At 67.0% G+C, this 16715-nt stretch carries 13 protein-coding genes; 6 read left to right on the top strand and 7 right to left on the bottom strand.

Annotated elements, in window-relative coordinates; all coding sequences use genetic code 11:
- The first annotated feature begins 204 nt into the window (after nucleotides 1-204).
- The 3 genes from RWO33_RS06425 (at nucleotide 205) to RWO33_RS06415 (ending at nucleotide 2023) form a co-directional block, all read left to right on the top strand.
- Nucleotides 205-777, top strand: coding sequence for an Ax21 family protein (locus RWO33_RS06425; protein WP_145481088.1), 573 nt, complete (start codon nucleotides 205-207; stop codon nucleotides 775-777).
- 274 nt (nucleotides 778-1051) lie between these two features.
- Nucleotides 1052-1477 (top strand): NUDIX domain-containing protein, encoded by a 426-nt coding sequence (locus RWO33_RS06420; RefSeq protein WP_314103369.1) that lies wholly within the window; start codon nucleotides 1052-1054, stop codon nucleotides 1475-1477.
- Nucleotides 1478-1492: 15 nt separating this feature from the next.
- The gene (locus tag RWO33_RS06415) at nucleotides 1493-2023 is read left to right on the top strand and encodes a hypothetical protein (protein WP_314103367.1); all 531 of its coding nucleotides are present in this window, start codon (nucleotides 1493-1495) and stop codon (nucleotides 2021-2023) included.
- A 12-nt stretch (nucleotides 2024-2035) separates the two neighbouring features.
- On the opposite strand, the gene RWO33_RS06410 is transcribed toward RWO33_RS06415, so the two are convergent.
- Genes RWO33_RS06410 through RWO33_RS06385 form a run of 6 tightly spaced genes read right to left on the bottom strand, consistent with a single transcriptional unit; the run spans nucleotide 2036 to nucleotide 10775 of the window.
- A complete protein-coding gene (locus RWO33_RS06410) occupies nucleotides 2036-3139 on the bottom strand; it encodes a sugar kinase (RefSeq protein WP_314103365.1) in 1104 nt (367 codons plus the stop codon).
- On the bottom strand, nucleotides 3136-4317 hold the full coding sequence (locus tag RWO33_RS06405) for a GDSL-type esterase/lipase family protein (RefSeq protein ID WP_314103362.1): 1182 nt from the start codon (nucleotides 4315-4317) through the stop codon (nucleotides 3136-3138). Before RWO33_RS06405 ends, RWO33_RS06410 begins: the two co-directional genes overlap by 4 nt.
- A gap of 29 nt (nucleotides 4318-4346) precedes the next feature.
- Nucleotides 4347-5102 carry a glucose 1-dehydrogenase gene (locus tag RWO33_RS06400; protein WP_314103360.1) on the bottom strand — a complete coding sequence of 252 codons (756 nt, stop codon included), beginning with the start codon at nucleotides 5100-5102 and terminating at the stop codon, nucleotides 4347-4349.
- A gap of 35 nt (nucleotides 5103-5137) precedes the next feature.
- On the bottom strand, nucleotides 5138-6427 hold the full coding sequence (locus RWO33_RS06395) for an MFS transporter (RefSeq protein WP_314103358.1): 1290 nt from the start codon (nucleotides 6425-6427) through the stop codon (nucleotides 5138-5140).
- Nucleotides 6424-8640, bottom strand: a complete 2217-nt coding sequence (locus RWO33_RS06390) for an oligoalginate lyase (protein ID WP_314103429.1) — start codon at nucleotides 8638-8640, stop codon at nucleotides 6424-6426. The genes RWO33_RS06395 and RWO33_RS06390 overlap by 4 nt, the downstream gene beginning before the upstream one ends.
- A 17-nt stretch (nucleotides 8641-8657) precedes the next feature.
- Complete coding sequence (locus RWO33_RS06385; RefSeq protein ID WP_314103356.1) at nucleotides 8658-10775, bottom strand: polysaccharide lyase 6 family protein; 2118 nt, start codon at nucleotides 10773-10775, stop codon at nucleotides 8658-8660.
- A 448-nt stretch (nucleotides 10776-11223) separates the two neighbouring features.
- On the opposite strand from RWO33_RS06385, the gene RWO33_RS06380 reads away from it, so the two are divergent.
- Both RWO33_RS06380 and RWO33_RS06375 read left to right on the top strand, forming a co-directional pair.
- A complete protein-coding gene (locus RWO33_RS06380; protein WP_314103354.1) occupies nucleotides 11224-14115 on the top strand; it encodes a TonB-dependent receptor in 2892 nt (963 codons plus the stop codon).
- Between the two features lie 44 nt (nucleotides 14116-14159).
- On the top strand, nucleotides 14160-14903 hold the full coding sequence (locus RWO33_RS06375; RefSeq protein WP_145481106.1) for a FadR/GntR family transcriptional regulator: 744 nt from the start codon (nucleotides 14160-14162) through the stop codon (nucleotides 14901-14903).
- A 120-nt stretch (nucleotides 14904-15023) separates the two neighbouring features.
- Here the strand turns inward: RWO33_RS06375 and RWO33_RS06370 are convergent, their stop codons facing one another.
- Nucleotides 15024-15413, bottom strand: a complete 390-nt coding sequence (locus tag RWO33_RS06370; protein WP_314103351.1) for a DUF6165 family protein — start codon at nucleotides 15411-15413, stop codon at nucleotides 15024-15026.
- Nucleotides 15414-15668: 255 nt separating this feature from the next.
- Here RWO33_RS06370 and RWO33_RS06365 point away from each other — a divergent pair, with 255 nt between their 5' ends.
- Complete coding sequence (locus RWO33_RS06365) at nucleotides 15669-16343, top strand: TorF family putative porin (protein ID WP_314103348.1); 675 nt, start codon at nucleotides 15669-15671, stop codon at nucleotides 16341-16343.
- Nucleotides 16344-16715: the final 372 nt, after the last annotated feature.

The raw sequence follows: 16715 nt of genomic DNA, 5'->3' as shown, positions 1-16715 counted from the left end.
GCGTGTCACTACGTCACGCGTTGTGCACGGCACGAAATTGCATTGCGCGCGTATGACACGCGCCGACTGAATGGTTGCCGAAAATTCGCTGCGTTGAAGGCGGCCTACTTCAGGGCGCGTTGTGTCGAATAACGGAGAATTTACATTCCCGATGCAGAAGCCGCTTGCGACACTGCACGACCGAACAAGAAAAGGTGTACCCCCATGAAGACTTCCCTGATTGCCCTGGCGCTGGCCGCCGCTCTGCCTTTCGCTGCTTCCGCTGCCGAAGGCCTTTCCTACAATTACGCCGAAGGCGACTACGTCAAGACCGATGCCGACGGTGGCAAGGCTGACGGTTGGGGTGTCAAGGGTTCGTACGGTTTCCTGCCGAACTTCCATGCGTTTGGTGAGTACAGCCAGCAGAAGACCGACATCGGCGACTTCAAGATTGACCAGTGGCGCGTGGGCGTGGGCTACAACCACGAAATCGCCACCAGCACCGACTTCGTGGGCCGCGTTGCCTACAACAAGTACGACCCGAAGGAAGGCCTGGACTTCAACGGCTACAGCGCCGAAGCCGGTATCCGCACCGCGTTCGGCGACCATGCCGAAGTCTATGCCATGGCTGGCTACGAGGATTACAGCAAGAAGCGTGGCATCAACCCGGACGGCGAGTTCTACGGTCGCCTCGGTGGCCAGGTAAAGTTGAACCAGAACTGGGGCATCAACGGCGACATCAAGATGGATCGCCACGGTGACAAGGAATGGTCGGTCGGCCCGCGCTTCAGCTGGTAAGCGGCGTCTGATTGCTCCGCTGCGCGCCTGACCGGCGCAGCGACAAGGCCCGGTACATTGCCGGGCCTTTTTTGTGCGCGCGAAAAGCGTACCGACCAACGGTCGGTACCTACCGCCGCACCCATCGGTTGGCGGCCACCACGGATGGTCGCGCGTCCGAAGCAACGGTTGGCGGCCACCACGGATGGTCCCGGGTGCACAGCACACGGTAGGCGGCCACCGTTGGTGGTCGCGGGCCCGCAGGCGATAATGCCGCCGCCCCCCGGAGAATCCCATGTCCCAGCCGACCCCACTGCAACAACCCCGCGTCGGCTGTGGCGCCGTCATCCAGCGTCCCGATGGTGCCGTCCTGCTGGTCAAGCGCGGGCGTCCGCCCGAGCAGGGCCACTGGGGCCTGCCCGGCGGCAAGGTCGATTGGATGGAGAAGGTGGAAGACACGGTGGTGCGCGAAGTGCGGGAAGAAACCGGGCTGCATGTAGCGGTAGTGCGCCTGCTGTGCGTGGTGGACCACTTTGAACCCGAGCTGGAGCAGCATTGGGTGGCGCCGGTCTATCTGGCGCGCACGTTGGACGACACCGAGGCCGCATCGCTTGAGCCTGAGGCGATCCTCGCGCTGGACTGGTTCACCGCCGATGCATTGCCTGGCCCCTTGACCCGGTCGGCGCTATCCGGGCTGTCCGCGCTATCAATGCTGCGCTGAGCTAAGCTCGGTCCCATGCTCACGCTGCCTTCTATTCCTCGTAGCGAACTGGCCCATGTCCTGCATCTGCTTGAGCGAGGCTGTGCAACCACTTCGCCGGACGACGTGCAGGTCTTGGTACAGGGCATGCCAATCCGCTTTCCTTATCGCGTGTACTACGCGCGCGAGGACTTGCGCGATGCCTGCGGCGTTCCTGGGGTGACCGGCAGGATTGCGCTGTGCTTGGGAACGCGCCACAACGACGGCTATGTGCGTGAGGAGTGCATGCGGGCTCTGCTGCTCGCAGATGAGCCATGGGTGGTGCCGTTCGTGCTGCAGTTGCTGGGTGAATATGTCCTGGAGATCGTGACCTGCATCGACAGCGCGCTTTCTGAGCAGCCGCCCGCACGGTACGTCTCGTTTGCGCAGGAGAATCCGCTGTACATGCAGCGGCTAGGTCAGCAGGCCACCAGCTACTGGAACGAGTACTACCGCCGCACCTATCGACGGCGCGACGAGTACCCGGCGCTGCGCTTGCTCGGACGACTCTCCCGCCTCTCCGGGTAGTCCTGCAGCTCGTTAGCGCCGCGCGGCGGCGCCGTCACCGCGCGCCACCGCCTCCACTTCCTCGCGGCTGGTACACGCGGCATCGCCCGGCGTGGACATCGCCAGTGCGCCATGCGCCGCGCCGAGCTCCACCGCCGCCTGCTCGCCCAGCCCTTCCAGAAGGGCATGCACCACGCCGGCCACGAACGCATCGCCGCCGCCGACCCGATCCAGCAGGTCGACTTCGCGCGCGGCGGAGACGAACAGCGCCTGCCGATTGCGCAGCGCGCCGGCCCAACCGTTGCGGGCCGCGTTGCTGGCATCGCGCAGGGTGAACGCCACCGCCTGCAGGTTCGGGAACCGTTCCATTGCGCGGAGCGCGGCCGCATCGGCCGGTCCCACATCCATCGGCGTCTCGCGCCGGCCCAGGTCGGCCAGGTCCATGCCCAGGCAGGCCGCGAACGAGTACTCATCGCCAATGAGCAGGTCGCACTCGGCGGCGATGGCGCAGTTGGCGTGCCGTGCCGCGTCCGGGTCCGGATGGCTGTTCCACAGGCTGGCGCGGTAGTTGAGGTCGTAGGACACCGCCACGCCATGCCGGCGCGCCGCGCGCACGGCAGCGATGGCCGTCTGCGCGCTGCGCTCGGACAACGCCGCGAAGATGCCGCCGGTGTGCAGCCAGCGCACCCCGTGCACGCCGAACAGCGTGTCCCAGTCGTATTCGTCGGCTTGCAGCTGTGAGGCGGCCGAGTACGCCCGATCGGAAACCCCCAGCGGCGCGCGCACGCCGAAGCCGCGCTCGGTGAAGTTCAGCCCCATCCGCGTGTTGCGGCCAATGCCGTCGTACTCGCGCCAGAGGATCTGGCTGCTGTCCACGCCGCCGGCCTGGATCAGCTGCTGGGCCAGCAGGCCCAGTTCGTTGCGCGGCAGTGCGGTCAGCACCGCCGTGGCATGGCCGAAGGTGCTGCTCAACCCGCGTGCCACGTTGTACTCGCCGCCGCCTTCCCATACCTGGAACTGGCGGGCGTTGCGCACGCGGCCTTCGCCCGGGTCGAACCGCAACATCACTTCACCCAGCGCCATCGCGGCCCAGCGTGGGCTGGCGTGACGTGCCAGCTGGAACTGCTGCGTGCTCATCGTGCCTTGCACCCGAGCACGGCCAGGTCCACGCCATCGGCCATGCGCCGGTAGCCTTCATCGTTGGGGTGCAGGAAATCGCGGGTGATCGCTTCCGGCAGGAACTCCGGCTTGGCCGGATCTCGCAGGATCTGGTCGAAGTCGATCAGCGCATCGAAGCCACTGCGCCCACCGCGCATCCAGGTGTTGAGCGTGGTGCGGGTGCCGGCCGATACGGGTTCGTAGCGGTCAGAGCCGCCGAACGGCGTCATCGTTGCGGCAATGGCGCGGATGCCGTTGCTGTGCAGGCGCTCGGCCACCTGCCGGTAGCCCAGCACCATGTCATCGGCGTTGCGGCCGGCCACCGGCGGGGTGCCGCCGTCATGGCGGATATCGTTGATGCCTTCGAACAGGATCACCCGGTCCACGTGCGGCAATGCGATCACATCGCGGTCCAGCCGGGCCAGCGCGCTGTGGCTGCGGCCATGGTCCATCACCTTGTTGCCGCTGATGCCGGCGTTGACCAGCACCACCTGGTCCGGGCAGGCCTGCTGCAGGCGGGCGGCCAGCAGCGAAGGCCAATCACCATTGCTGCCGCGCGTGGCGGTGGCACCTTCGGTGATCGAATCGCCCAAGGCCACCACGACGATGGGTTTACTGCTGCGCTCGGCCAGCACCGCCGACACCACGTTCTGCCGGTAGGCCAGCTTCACCTTGTCGGCGACCTCGGCTTGGCGGCCGTCGGCAACGCGCAGCGCGGTGCGCCGCACCGCCGGCTGGGTGGGTTCGGGGAAATACACGGTGAGGGAGACATCAGCCAGCGCCGGCACCGCCATCGGCACCGGGTCGCTGAGCAGCACCGCGCCCACTGGCACGGTGACCTCGCTGCGCCCGTTGAAGGTCACCAGCTTGGCCGGCGTGGCCGTGCCGGTGCGCTGTGCGGTGGCGCCGCCGATATGCAGCGGCGCCACGCCCAGCTCGTTGGTGATGCGGAAGCGCAGCGCGGTGGCCGAGCTGGCCAGGCGCATGTCCTGGCGCACGGTCTGGTTGGCGAACTGCACCGGTGCTTCCGGCGTGCCGTCCTGGCGGTCGGGCGCCGGCGAGGCGGTCCAGGCCGGTACCCAGACCTGGGCCTGGGTGGGCAGCGCCGCGGCGCTGGTGGCAAGTGCAAATGAAAGTGCAGTGATCCAGCGCAGCATGGCGGCCCTCCCAGGCGGTCAGCGGTCTATCAGGAGAAGTAGGTGCCGCCGTTGACGTCGACGTTGGCACCGGTGATGAAGCCGGCCGCGTCCGAGGCCAGGTACACGGCGGTGTCGGCTGCTTCCTGCGGGCAGCCTTGGCGGCGCAGCGGGGTGTTGCCGGCCACGGCGGTGCGCACTTCCGGCTTGGTGAACTCATCGTGGAAGCGGGTGGCAATCATGCCGCAGCACAGCGCGTTGACGCGGATACCGCGCGGGCCCAGTTCCTTGGCCATGGCGCGGGTGAAGGTCATCACGGCGGCCTTGGCGGTGGCGTAGATCGACGCGCCCGGTCCACCGCCATCGCGGCCGGCCTGCGAGGCGAAGTTCACGATCGCGCCGCCTTCGGGCATGTGCGGCACCACCGCATGGGTGGTCAGGTAGACCGAGCTCATGTTGAGGTCCATCACCTTGTGGAAGAACGCCGGGTCGATCTCGGCCAGCGGGCGGCGCTGCACCATGCCACCGGCCACGTTCACCAGCACGTCGATCCGTGGCCCGAACGCAGCCTGCGTGGCGGCAACCATGCCGGCCACGGCCTGCGCGTCGGTCACGTCGGCGCGGTGCACGATGGCGGTGCCGCCGGCGGCCTGCACCTGCTGCAGGGTTTCCTGCGCGCTGGCTTCGTCGTTGGCGTAGTTGATGCACACCTTGGCGCCGGCCGCGGCCAGCTTCAGCGAGATCTCACGGCCGATATCGCGGCCGCCACCGGTGACGATCGCCACCTTGTCCTTGAACTGATTCATTCGTTACTCCAGTGATGCGAGGGGGAAAAGGAAATTCAGCGGTGCGGCGGCGCGTCGACCTTCTCGACGCGTCCGGTCACCAGCCACAGGGCGAGCAGGGAGGCGGGCACCAGCGCCGCCACCAGGATGAAGATCGGTGCGTAGGACTCGCGGGTCATCACCGGCACCAGCCAGGTGGTGATCAGCGTGCCGGCCACCGCGGCCATGCCGCCCAGCCCGGCCAGCGAGCCCACCGATTTGCCGCTGAAGATGTCGCCGGGCAGGGTCTGGATGTTGCCGATGGCGATCTGGAAGCCGAGCAGCACGAAAGCGATGGTCACCACCGCCCAGACCGGGTCGGTGGCCAGCACCGCGCCCACCAGCGCAGGCGCCATGATCGCCCCGCCCAGGGTGATCACCCATTTGCGCGCGCGGTCCACGCTCCAGCCGGCGCCGATCAGCCGGCCGGACAGCCAGCCGCCGCCGAGGCTGCCGATCATCGCGCCCACGTAGGGCACCCAGGCGAAGATGCCGATCTGCTTGATGTCGAAGCCGAAAGTATCGGCCAGGTAGATCGGCAGCCAGGACACGAACAGCCACCAGATCGGATCCAGGAAGAAGCGCGAGATCAGGATGCCCCAGGTCTGCCGGTGGCCCAGCAACTGGCGCACGTTGGGCGCGTACTCGGCCTTGGGCACCGCCGGCTGTTCGGCCGGCGCGTCCAGGATCAGCGCGCGCTCGGCCGCGCTTACCCACGGATGTTTGTCCGGGCCGGCGCGGTAGATGATCAGCCATGGCAGAAGCCAGACGAAACCGATCGCGCCGATCAGGATGAACGTGCCGCGCCATCCCAGCCACAGGAACAGCACCGCGATCAGCGGCGCCGACACGATCGCGCCAACGGACGCGCCGGCATTGAACACGCCCTGCGCCAGGGCCCGTTCGCGCGCCGGGAACCATTCCGCATTGGCCTTCACCGCACCCGGCCAGGCGCCGGCTTCGCTGATGCCCAGCATGGCGCGCACGATGCTGAAGGACAGGATCGAATGGGTGACCGAGTGCAGTGCGATCGAGATCGACCACACCGCGATCGACAGGGCAAAGCCCAGCCGGGTGCCGATGATGTCGAACAGCCGGCCGAACACGAACTGGCCGGCGGCGTAGAACAGCATGAACACCGTGACCAGCAGCGCGTAGTCTTCCTTGGTGGCGCCCACGTCCTTGGAGATCTGCGGCCACATCACCGCCAGTGCGTTGCGGTCGATGTAGTTGATCACCGTGGCCACCGCGATCAGGGCCACGATCAGCCAGCGTACGTAGGACGTTGCCTTGCTCGTGATCTTCATTTGCCGTCCTTGCCGCTGGCGGTGTCGAAGCGCTTCCAGCCGCCGGTCCAGGTCCAGCGCTGGCCGTTCCCGCTCACTTCGTGCGTGCCGCCCTTGGACGGATCATCGGCCACCCCCAGTGCCACCCGCTTGCCGCCCGCCAGCGCCAGCACCAGCACGCTGGCGTCCTTGCCACGGTAGTGGGTGATCGCATCGATGCGGCTGTTGGCGCCGCGCACGGTTTCGGCCGTGCCGTCGTACTGCCCATGCGGTTCCAGCACGCCGTAGAAGGTGGTGCTGGCCTGGCCATCCACGCGCTGCAGCAGCAGCGGCTCGCGGCGCAGGTTGAACGACGGGTCGTTGGCGCCGCTTTCGCCGATCAACGCGCGCGACGGCGCGGTGCTGGCGAAACGGTAGGTGTAGAAGCGCCCATCCAGCAGCCAGGTCAGGCTGCGGGCCTCGGTGGAGGGGTCGCTGGAGGCATCCACCCACACGTGCTGGTAGCCGTTGGCCGTGCCCAGCACCGGCCGGGTGGCCACGGCCGACTGCGCCTTGAAGCCGACGTCCATGATGTGGCCGTTGAAGTGCAGCGGCAGGTCGTAGCGGGCCGGTTTGTTGCCGTCAACGCGCAGCAGGTCCAGCACCACCGGCTGGCCCAGCGAGGGGTGCGACAGCAGCGCCTGGGTGCGGGTGAAGCTCACGCCGTCGTACGCACCGTCCATGCGTGCCGACACGATCTGGGTGTCGTCGGTCACCGCGAACAGCAGCGGGGCCGGCGACAGCGGCTGGCCCTTCTTCCAGTCACCGCCGAAGTGGCTCTGCTCGTTCACCACCAGCGTGTTGTGCGCCAGCGTCTGCCGCGCCCAGCTGGTGTTCTCGGGCAAGTAGATGCCGCCGGACTTGGCTTCGATGTTGAGGAAGCGCGCCGCGCCGTAGTCGGTGACCACGCGCTGGCGGTTGTCGTAGAACAGCCAGTTGAGCTTGTCGAAGTGGCCGTGGCCCATGCCCTGCTTGGTGTTCTTCATCACCAGCGCCTGGCCGTCCTCGCCACCCATGCGCAGGATCGCCAGCGCGCCTTCGGTGCCGTCCGGACCGTCGCGCAGCAGGGTGGGCACGAAGTCATAGGGCTTGGCCTTGTTTTCAGCCAGCGCCTTGGCCACCTGCAGCCCTTCGGGCGAGAGCAGCACGCGCTTCTGGTCCTTGGCGACCGACAGCAACCGTGCATCTCCGGTGTTGGCGTACGCGATGTCGATGCCTGCCACGAGCTCTTCGGTGTCCAGGCCCTTGTCCAGGATCGCGTCGTTGATCGGGATGAAGTAGCCGCCATAGCTGCTCTGCACCAGCGCATCCACCGCCTTGAGCAGCACCCCGTCGCGGCGCTTGAAGATTCCGCGGTCGGGTTCGTTGCGCTGTACAGCGTTGGCGAACAGGATGAACGGCGCCAGCGCATACCGCTGGTAGTACAGGCCTTCTTCGTAATAGCCATCCGGCGAGAACAGCTGGTCCACCTGCTTGAGGAAGCCGGCGCTGCCATCGCGCCTGCTGCCTTCCAGCGCCTGGTCCACCAGCACCGGATCCCGCAGCACGTAGCCGGTCATGCCGGTGGCGGCCACCGCCCAGGTCGCGTGGTTGTGGATCTTGTCGAAGTTCTCCGGGCTGCCGCTCAGGAACCGTGCCATCGCCCGGAACACGTTGTCGTCGATGGTGCGGCGCTCATCGGCGCTGAGGCTGTCGCGGATCGCGTCGTAGCCCTGCACGGCGTTGACCAGCCACACCGAATCATTGAGGGTCTGCCAGAACAGTCGCCCGGGAATCTGCCCGCGTCCTTCCGGATGCGCCCCCAGGCCGGGGTACAGCTTGGCGTAGCCGAGGAGCACATCGCGCGCGAAGTTCGCATACGCCTTGTCGCCGGTGAGCCGGTACAGCGCGCCCGCGGCCTGGATGGCCTGGTAATTGCGCTTGTGCTGTTCGTGGGTGTAGCCGCCGCCCTTGTCCTTGGGTACCGGCACGTCGATGCCGGCCTTCATCATGGCACGCACGAGTTTTTCCGCACGCGCCTGTTCCCTGGCGAACATCGGGTAGCCGGCACCGTCGCGGCGCATCTGCTCCCACTGCGCGGCGGTGACCAGCACCGGTGCGGTGTCGGCCTGGGTGCCGCGCGCGGCGGCGCTGGGCGCCTGCGCGTGCGCGACGGGCAGCGCGCAGGCGCTGAAAGTGGCCGCCAGCAGCAGCATCAGGGGCGTGGAACGCGTCATGGCAAAGTCTCGGCTGGAAGATCGGACTGCAGCGCCGCCGTAGCGGTGAACGTGGTGTTGCGCAGGCGCAGCGTGGGCTCGCCGGTCTGGTGGGTGAATCGCACCCGGCCGCTGCGCAGCCACGTGGTGTCGCTCAGGTGGGCCTGCTGCACGCCGTGCAGGCGCAGGCTGGTGTCGCCGGCGTTGCCGACCTGTTCCAGGCGGCTGCCGCGCAGCTGGAAGGCCGGGCCGAAGGTGCTTTCATCGGTGCCGCCGCGGTAGAGGTTCACCAATGGGCCGCCGACCCGCTGGAACACCGAATCGATGATCTCCACGGTTTCGGCGTTGTAAGTGCCCAGGTCGTCGGTCTCGGCGGCAGCGGCGATCACGCTGCCGCTGATGTCGCGCACCGTCACCCCCTGCAGCCGGATCGACGCGGCAAACGTGCCCTTGCCGGTGTTGATCACATCGAAGGCCTTGTTGCTGCTCAGGTCGTGGATGCGGCTGTTGGCGATCTCCAGCGTGTAATCGAAGGCCTGGCTGCCCGGCGGCACGCGGATAACCGCATTGCCGGCGGCGTCCGGCGCCAGGCTGCCGTCGATGTCCAGCCCGGCCAGGCGCAGCGAACCGCCGGGGCGGATCTCGAACAGCGACGGGCGCGAAAAGCGCAGCGTGGCCTTGCCCTTGGCCGGACCCACCACGCTCAGCGGGTGGCCCACCGCCAGCACTTGGCTGATGCGGTAATCGCCGGCCTGCAGCTGCAGGCGGTCGCCCGCGGCGCTGGCCGCCACCGCTGTCACCAGCGAGTCTTCGCCCGGCGCCACGCGGTGCTCGCGGCCGCTGTCCAGCGCGGTCCGGGTCAGCTGCTTGGGATACCACGCCACCCCGACCTGTTCGCGCGGCACCGGCGCCAGGTCGCGCGGTGCGCCGACCTCGATGCCGGCCGGCGGATACAACAGCCCGTTGGCCGCGCGCTGCAGGGTGAGGCTACGGCCCTGAACGCCGTTGGGGAAACCGGGCGATGCCGTGGGGCTCTGCAGGTTGCCGCTGAAGGCAATGCCGGAAAGGTCGCCCTGCGTGCGCAACAGCTCGCGGCTGCCATCGCCGACGAACAGGTTGTCGGCGATCCGGCTGCGCACCGGCATGGCGTTGCGCTCCTCGTCCAGCCCTGCACCGAGGAACAGGTAACGCGCCTGCACGAAGCTGTTGTGGCGGATCAGCGCGTTGTCGACCTGCTCATAGCGGTTGAGCGGTGCATCGCGGGTGCCGGCCATCACCGCCAGCGCCGCGGCGAAGCCGTCGCCGGCCACCCCTTCGAAGTAGTTGTCGCGCACGATCTGGTCGCGGTTGATCACCCGCACCCCACCGGTGTGCGCCTTGCCGTTGCCCAGGAACACATTGCGCTCCACCACATTGCCGTGGCCATGGCGCAGCACCATCGAGCCGCGCGACTCCTTGAACACGTTGCCGCGGTAGAGGTTGCCGCCGGACTTGTTGGAGACGATCTCCACTTCGCCATCGCAGTGCTCGAACCAGTTGTTCTCCATCACCGTGTTCGAGGCCGACTGCGAATCGTGGCTGGTGCCCACCCGGATGGTCTCGCCGCCGTTGCTGCCCAGGTTGGGGCGTGGCCCGAACCAGTTGTGGTCGATGCGGTGGCGGTTGTCCAGGCCGCTGGTGGCGTTGCGTACCACCACCAGGGTGGTGCCGGCGTTGGTCTTGCCCACCAGCTGGTTGTGGTCGAAGCGGTTGAAGCGGCCGTACATCGCCACCCAGTTGTCGGACTGGGCGCGGTCGGGCTTGTTATAGCCATCGATGACGATGCCGGTAACCCGGCTGTGCTCGGCCCAGGCACTGGAGGAGCGGCGGAAGCTCACCACCTCGCCGCCCGGCGCCCAGCCATCGCGGAACACCAGGTTGGACACCTCCAGATAGGTGCCAGCCAGCCGCAGCTGCGACTGCCCGCTGAGGATCACTTTGCCCGGCGTCTGTGCAGTCAGACGAATTGGTTGACCAATTTTACCGGTGCCCGTCAGCAGCAGGTCCACATCCCGCCAGATTCCGTCAGCCAGAACGACGGTATCGCCCGGTTTCAAGCCCTTGGCAGCGGCGGCGTACCCGGCCGCGTCGTGCACAAGGTACTCTGCCGACCAGGCAAACCCAGGACAGAGGAGCAGTGCCAGAATGGTAGGGGCGGTTCCCAAACGCCCGCCCGTACGGCCAATCGGCGCTTTAACGCACGGACCCCACCAACACCAACGCTTCACCGCCTCACCCGGACCCACATCATGTTGCTGTGCCACCGGCTAACCCTCCCAGATCACCATGGACGCCAACGCGAGTCCGGATGGTAACAGCCTCCACCGCGCAACAGTCAACCAGAATCGCATACCACTTTAGACGCATCTGGTAAGCGCTTTGCGCAAAATCCTGCTGCATGCGCACATAAAAGTGGTCCTAAGTGGTCTAGGCACATCACCGGGGTAGACTTTAGTACCAATTCATTGACATTGGTCTTCCAACCGTGAATCTTCCGGATCGAATCCGTGTAGTCGGACGATCCATCCTGGGAGGGAGATCACGATGTTGCATGACCGCCGTACGGCCTCGCCACGAGGCTTCCGCCACACCGCGCTGCACAGCGCGCTGTTCTATGCCCTGTGCGCTACCGCAGCCGTGCCGCTGGTGCACGCGCAGGACGCCGCCCCGGCCACCCCGCCGGCGCAGCAGGCCACCACGCTTGACCAGGTCCAGGTGACCGGGACCCGCGGCACCATCCAGACCTCGATCGACAAGAAGCGGGAGGAGACCGTGGTCTCCGACGTGCTGTCGGCGGAAGACATCGGCGACCTGCCGGCGCTGTCCATCGGCGAAGCCATCGAAACCATCACCGGCGCGTCCACCCACCGCGAAAAGGGTGGCGCCTCGGAAATCTCGATCCGTGGCCTGGGTCCGTTCCTGGGCTCGTCCACCTTCAACGGGCGCGAGGCCACCAACGGCAGCGGCGACCGCTCGGTGAACTTCAACCAGTTCCCGTCGGAGCTGATCAACACCGTGGCGATCTACAAGACCCAGCGCGCCGACTTTGTCGAAGGCGGCGTCGCCGGCACGGTCAACATGGAAACCGTCAAACCGCTGGAGTACGGCAAGCAGACCATCCAGCTGGACGGCCGCGGCACCTGGCAGGAGTACGACGACCGCCTCAAGGACGGCGATGGCGTGGGCTGGCGCGGTACCGCCAGCTACATCGACCAGTTCGAGTTCAGCAACGGCGGCAAGCTGGGCGTGTCGCTTGGCCTGCAGGCGCTGGAAGGCAGCAACCCGGAAGAAATGTTCTCCAGCAGCACCACGTGGGCCGCCTGCGATGGCCGCGAAGTGGTCGGTGCCACCCGCAACTGCACCCAGGTCAACGGCAACGACGTCGCCAACGGCGTGCCGTACTACTTGGTGCCCGGCAGCCGCCTGTACCGCCAGTTCATCGAACACGACAAGCGCGATTCACAGTTCGGCGCGCTGCAGTGGCGGCCCAACGAAGCGGTCGAAGTCAACCTGGATTACCAGCACTCCAAGCGCGACTACACCGAAGACCGCTCCGACCTCACGCTGTCGTCGATGATGCGCAACATCAACAACCGCGTGGTCAGCGATGACGGTGCGCTGCTCAGCCACACCGGCAGCACCACCATCGATTCCACCGGCAATTTCCTCGAGCGCAACGAGGAATACACCGGCGGTGGCCTGAACCTGATCGTGCGGCCCAGCCCGGCGTGGATGCTGTCCACCGACCTGTCCTACTCCAATACCGAACGCTCGCAGATTGAACGTTCCACCCGCCTGCGCGCCGGCCGTACCGACGTCAACGGCAACCCGGTCGCGGGGATCAAGAACACCCGCTACGTGGACTACTCCTACGACTACAGCGGCGACGTACCCAGCATCCATCTGGATCCGGCGTTCGACGTCAACAACCCGGACAACTTCACCGATTCGGCGCTTATCCGGCGGCGCCAGCAGGACCGCGAGCACACCATCCGTGCCGGCCGCTTCGATGCGGCGTTCACGCCGGAGAGCGGCTTCTTCACCGCGCTGAAGGGTGGCCTGCGGCGTTCCGAAGCGACCTACACCGACTTCACCGACACCGTGGATGTCACCACCACCAATGTCGCTGCGATCCGCGCTGCCAACCGCGCCTGCCGCCAGGCCTTCCCGCAGGACGACTTCCTGGCCAATGCCAGCGGCAACACCATCGACCAGTGGGCCACCTTCGACAGCCGCTGCCTGTTCAAGGCGTTCACCGGCGCCGACGACACCGGCCTGAGCGCGGACCTGCGCGACCCGGCCAACAACGACGTGACCGAGAAGACCAGCGCCATCTACCTGATGGGCGACTACAGCAGCGAATGGTTCGGTGTGCCGGTTACCGGCAACATCGGCGTGCGCTGGGTGCATACCGACGTGCGGTCGATGGGCCTGCGCAGCGGGCTGGACGTGGTCAACAACCCCGACGGCACCGTGACCCTGCGGCCCACCGGCGACTTCACCCGGCAGGTGCTCAAGTCCAGCAACAACGAGTGGCTGCCGAGCTTCAACGCCGCCTTCGAACTGCGCCCGGACCTGCTGCTGCGCGTGGCCGCCTACCGCGCGATGTCGCGCCCCGACCTGGCCGCACTGGGTTACGGCCGCAGCTTCAACCTGGACGAAGTGGACACCGAGTTCGGCAGCGTCGCCGACGCGCTGGGCAACATCACCGCCACCGGCAACCCGCGCGCCACCCCGCTGATGTCGTGGAATGCCGATGTGTCGCTGGAGTGGTACGCCAATGCCGATTCCATGCTCTCCACTGCCGTGTACTACAAGCAGTTCAACGGCGGCTCGGTGCCGGTGGTGGTGGGTGAGGCGTTCGACATCGATGGCGTGAGCGTGACCGTGCCGGTCGAGCAGCTGGCCACCAGTGACCAGAAGAGCGACCTGATCGGCTTCGAGCTCACTGGCTCGCATGCCTTCTCCTACCTGCCGGGCATCTTCTCCGGGCTGGGCGTGAAGGCCAGCTACAACTACGCCCATTCCAACTTCAAGACCGAAGACCTGCGCCTGGGCGAGTCCACCGATCCGGCCACCGGCCTGGTCACCCCGGGCATCGTGGAGCCGGCCAACATCTTCGGCCTGTCCAAGCACGTGGCCTCGGCGCAGGTGTACTGGGGCCTGGGCAAGCTGGACCTGCAGGCGATCTACAAGTACCGCTCCGACTACTACCAGCAGTTCGTTGGCGACCCCGCGCAGAACCGTTATGTCCGGGACAATGGCTCGCTCGACTTCCGCGCCACCTACAAGGTCAACAGGAACCTGTCGGTATCGTTGTCGGCCAGCAACCTCACTGACGAGCCCCGGGTGTCGGATATGCCCATCCTGGGCAGCTTCCGCGAGTACACCACCTACGGGCGGCGGTATTATCTCGGGGTACGCTACCGGTTCTAAACGAGCGTGATGGTCCCCAGCCACCGTACAGCCAGGCCTTGATGATGTCCGAACCCCGCCTTTACCAGTCCATTGCCGCCGAAATCGTCGCGCTGATCGAGAAGGGCGAATTCCCGCCCGGCTCGCGCCTGCCCGGCGAACGCGACCTGGCCGAACGGCTGGGAGTGAGCCGGGTGACCGTGCGCGAGGCGGAGATCGCACTGGAAGCGCAGGGCCTGATCACCATCAAGACCGGCTCGGGCGTGTATGTGAAGGCGCGCCCGTCGGCGGCGCCGGGGGCATTGCCGGACGTCTCGGCCTTCGACCTCACCGCCGCGCGGGCGGTGATCGAAGCCGAGGCGGCGGCGATGGCGGCCAGCCGCATCACCGATGCCGAAGTGGACATGCTGGAAGGCCTGATCGCGGCCATGACCGACCCGGCTTCGACCGAGGCGGCGGCCAGCGAGGCCGATCGCCAGTTCCACCTGGCCATTGCGCGGATTGCCGGCAACCCGGTGGTGGAGCACTGCGTGCAGCTGATCTGGCGCATGCGCAACGAGCTGCCGCGCGTGCGCCAGGTATATGCCAACGTGTGCCACAACGACGGCGACACCCGCAACGACGAACACACCGCCATCCTCGATGGCCTGCGCCAGCGCGACCCGGGTGCGGCCCGCACGGCCATGCGCAATCATTTCCAGCGGCTGTTCGAATCGATGCTGGAAGCTACGGAAAATGAAGCGCTGGCGGAGATCCGCCGGCGCACCCAGCAGGACCGCGAGCGGTTCCTTGCTGCTACCGCGCGTTGATGGATCCAGCCACGCAGGGCGTGGCTCTACGGGGTGGTGGCACAACGCGTTGGCAGAGGGCGGTAGAGCCACGCCCTGCGTGGCTGCCGCAATGCCAACCAGCACCCTACGGGGCGACGATCATTCGCCCTGGTACTGCTTTTCTTCCACCAGCTGCGAACCGGCCAGCCGGTTGATCTCGTTCTTCACCTTCGAGCGTTCGCCGTTGGTGCCATATACGCCACGCGCCAGCTGGATGAACTGATCATCGAACACCTGCGCCGCTTCCTTGTCGCGCAGCTGGTCCTGGATGTCCCACATCTGCACGTTGATGTCCTTGAGCCGCGCCTTGAGCGGCTCCAGCCCCGGCTGCGCGGCCAGCAGCTCCTGCCACAGCGGCAGCAGGCCTTCCAGTTCGGTGCGCACATTGGCCACCTTGCCCGCATCGGTGATGCGTTCGGCCTTGATTTCCAGGATGGTGATCTTGTCGATCAGCTCGCCAATCGACACCGGGGTCAGGATCGCGTCCACGCCATTCTCGCTGCAGGTCAGTCAGGACCGACATGATAGCGCGGCCCGTCCGTAGCGCCGGCCGTTGGCCGGCAGGGCGGTCCAGGGAGCCATGGGTTGGCAGGATTCCACTGCAGCTTTTACGCCGAATTTGCGCGGAGTGCGGCCGCGCCACATGGCGCCTTTACGCCTGCGCTCAACACACTACGCACCTCGACGGCGCGGCCGTTTTCTTGAGTGGTGGACGTGGTGGCAATACAGGAAACACGGCGCAGCGTGCGCCGGATCGGTGGTCTGGTGCTCGGCCTGGCGCTGAGTGGCGCGGCATCTGCCGCCGTGAGCGGCAACGCCACGCTGACCACGGACTACGTGTGGCGCGGCAGTTCGCAGACCCTGGAAGATCCCACCGTGCAGGCCGGCGTCAAGCTGGGCAGCGCATCAGGCTGGTATGCGTCGGTATGGGGGTCGGGGGTGTCGTTCGAGCCGGACGTGGGCGCGCGGAGCGAGTTCGACATCGTGGCCGGGTGGGGCGGCCAGCTGGCGCCGGACTGGGCACTGGACGTCAACCTCACCCGTTACCTGTACCCGTCCACCCGCGTGGACCTGGACTGGACCGAGCTCAACAGCACCCTGACCTGGAAGGAGCGTTACTGGGTGAGCGTCGGCGTTTCCGACGATGCATTGGCCAGCGGCACCACCGGCACCTATGCGCAGATTGGCGCGCGGCTGCCGCTGGGCGAGCAGTGGCGGATCGAAGGCGCGGTGGGCCAGTACTGGCTCGACAGCGCGTACGCCGACGACTACCTGCACGGCCAGCTGAGCGCCATCTGGAACGTGCAAGGGCCGTGGGAAATTCGCCTGACCGCGCACGACACCGATGGCGCGGCGAAGCGATTGTTCGGAAGCAACGCCGGGTCACGCGTGGAGTTCGCCATACAGACCACGTTCTGAACCACCGGCGCTGCTGGAAACCGCGCTTCTCCGGCAAAGGTCATGCCCAACCGGGGTACCCACCCGCGCGTGCGGTCGATAGGGATGCGACCCTACCCATGCGGGCGCCATGCCGGCCATGCCGGTCATGCCGGGCCATGCCGGGCCATGCCGGCCATGCTGGGCCATGCCGACCATGCCGACCATGCTGGGCCATGCCGGCCATGCCGGCCACGCCGGTCATGCCGGGTCATGCCGGGCCATGCCGGTCATGCCGGTCTTGTCGGCAATGCCGGCAATGTCGGCCACGCCCGGCATGCCCGCCATGCCCGCCATGCCCCCCATGCCGGGGCGCTGGCCCGGTAGGGTCGGTTCCCAAACGACCGCCGATAC

The organism is uncultured Stenotrophomonas sp. (genome assembly GCF_963519925.1).
Lineage (GTDB): Bacteria > Pseudomonadota > Gammaproteobacteria > Xanthomonadales > Xanthomonadaceae > Stenotrophomonas > Stenotrophomonas maltophilia_AE.
Note: the sequence above shows the minus strand (reverse complement) of the source record. Positions and strands in the feature narration are given on the sequence as shown.

What these genes read in the sequence shown, in the direction of transcription:
- RWO33_RS06425 (WP_145481088.1), top strand. Translation starts at nt 205, where the DNA reads ATGAAGACTTCCCTGATTGCCCTGGCGCTGGCCGCCGCTCTGCCTTTC.
- RWO33_RS06420 (WP_314103369.1), top strand. Translation starts at nt 1,052, where the DNA reads ATGTCCCAGCCGACCCCACTGCAACAACCCCGCGTCGGCTGTGGCGCC.
- RWO33_RS06415 (WP_314103367.1), top strand. Translation starts at nt 1,493, where the DNA reads ATGCTCACGCTGCCTTCTATTCCTCGTAGCGAACTGGCCCATGTCCTG.
- RWO33_RS06410 (WP_314103365.1), bottom strand. Translation starts at nt 3,139, where the DNA reads ATGAGCACGCAGCAGTTCCAGCTGGCACGTCACGCCAGCCCACGCTGG.
- RWO33_RS06405 (WP_314103362.1), bottom strand. Translation starts at nt 4,317, where the DNA reads ATGCTGCGCTGGATCACTGCACTTTCATTTGCACTTGCCACCAGCGCC.
- RWO33_RS06400 (WP_314103360.1), bottom strand. Translation starts at nt 5,102, where the DNA reads ATGAATCAGTTCAAGGACAAGGTGGCGATCGTCACCGGTGGCGGCCGC.
- RWO33_RS06395 (WP_314103358.1), bottom strand. Translation starts at nt 6,427, where the DNA reads ATGAAGATCACGAGCAAGGCAACGTCCTACGTACGCTGGCTGATCGTG.
- RWO33_RS06390 (WP_314103429.1), bottom strand. Translation starts at nt 8,640, where the DNA reads ATGCTGCTGCTGGCGGCCACTTTCAGCGCCTGCGCGCTGCCCGTCGCG.
- RWO33_RS06380 (WP_314103354.1), top strand. Translation starts at nt 11,224, where the DNA reads ATGTTGCATGACCGCCGTACGGCCTCGCCACGAGGCTTCCGCCACACC.
- RWO33_RS06375 (WP_145481106.1), top strand. Translation starts at nt 14,160, where the DNA reads ATGTCCGAACCCCGCCTTTACCAGTCCATTGCCGCCGAAATCGTCGCG.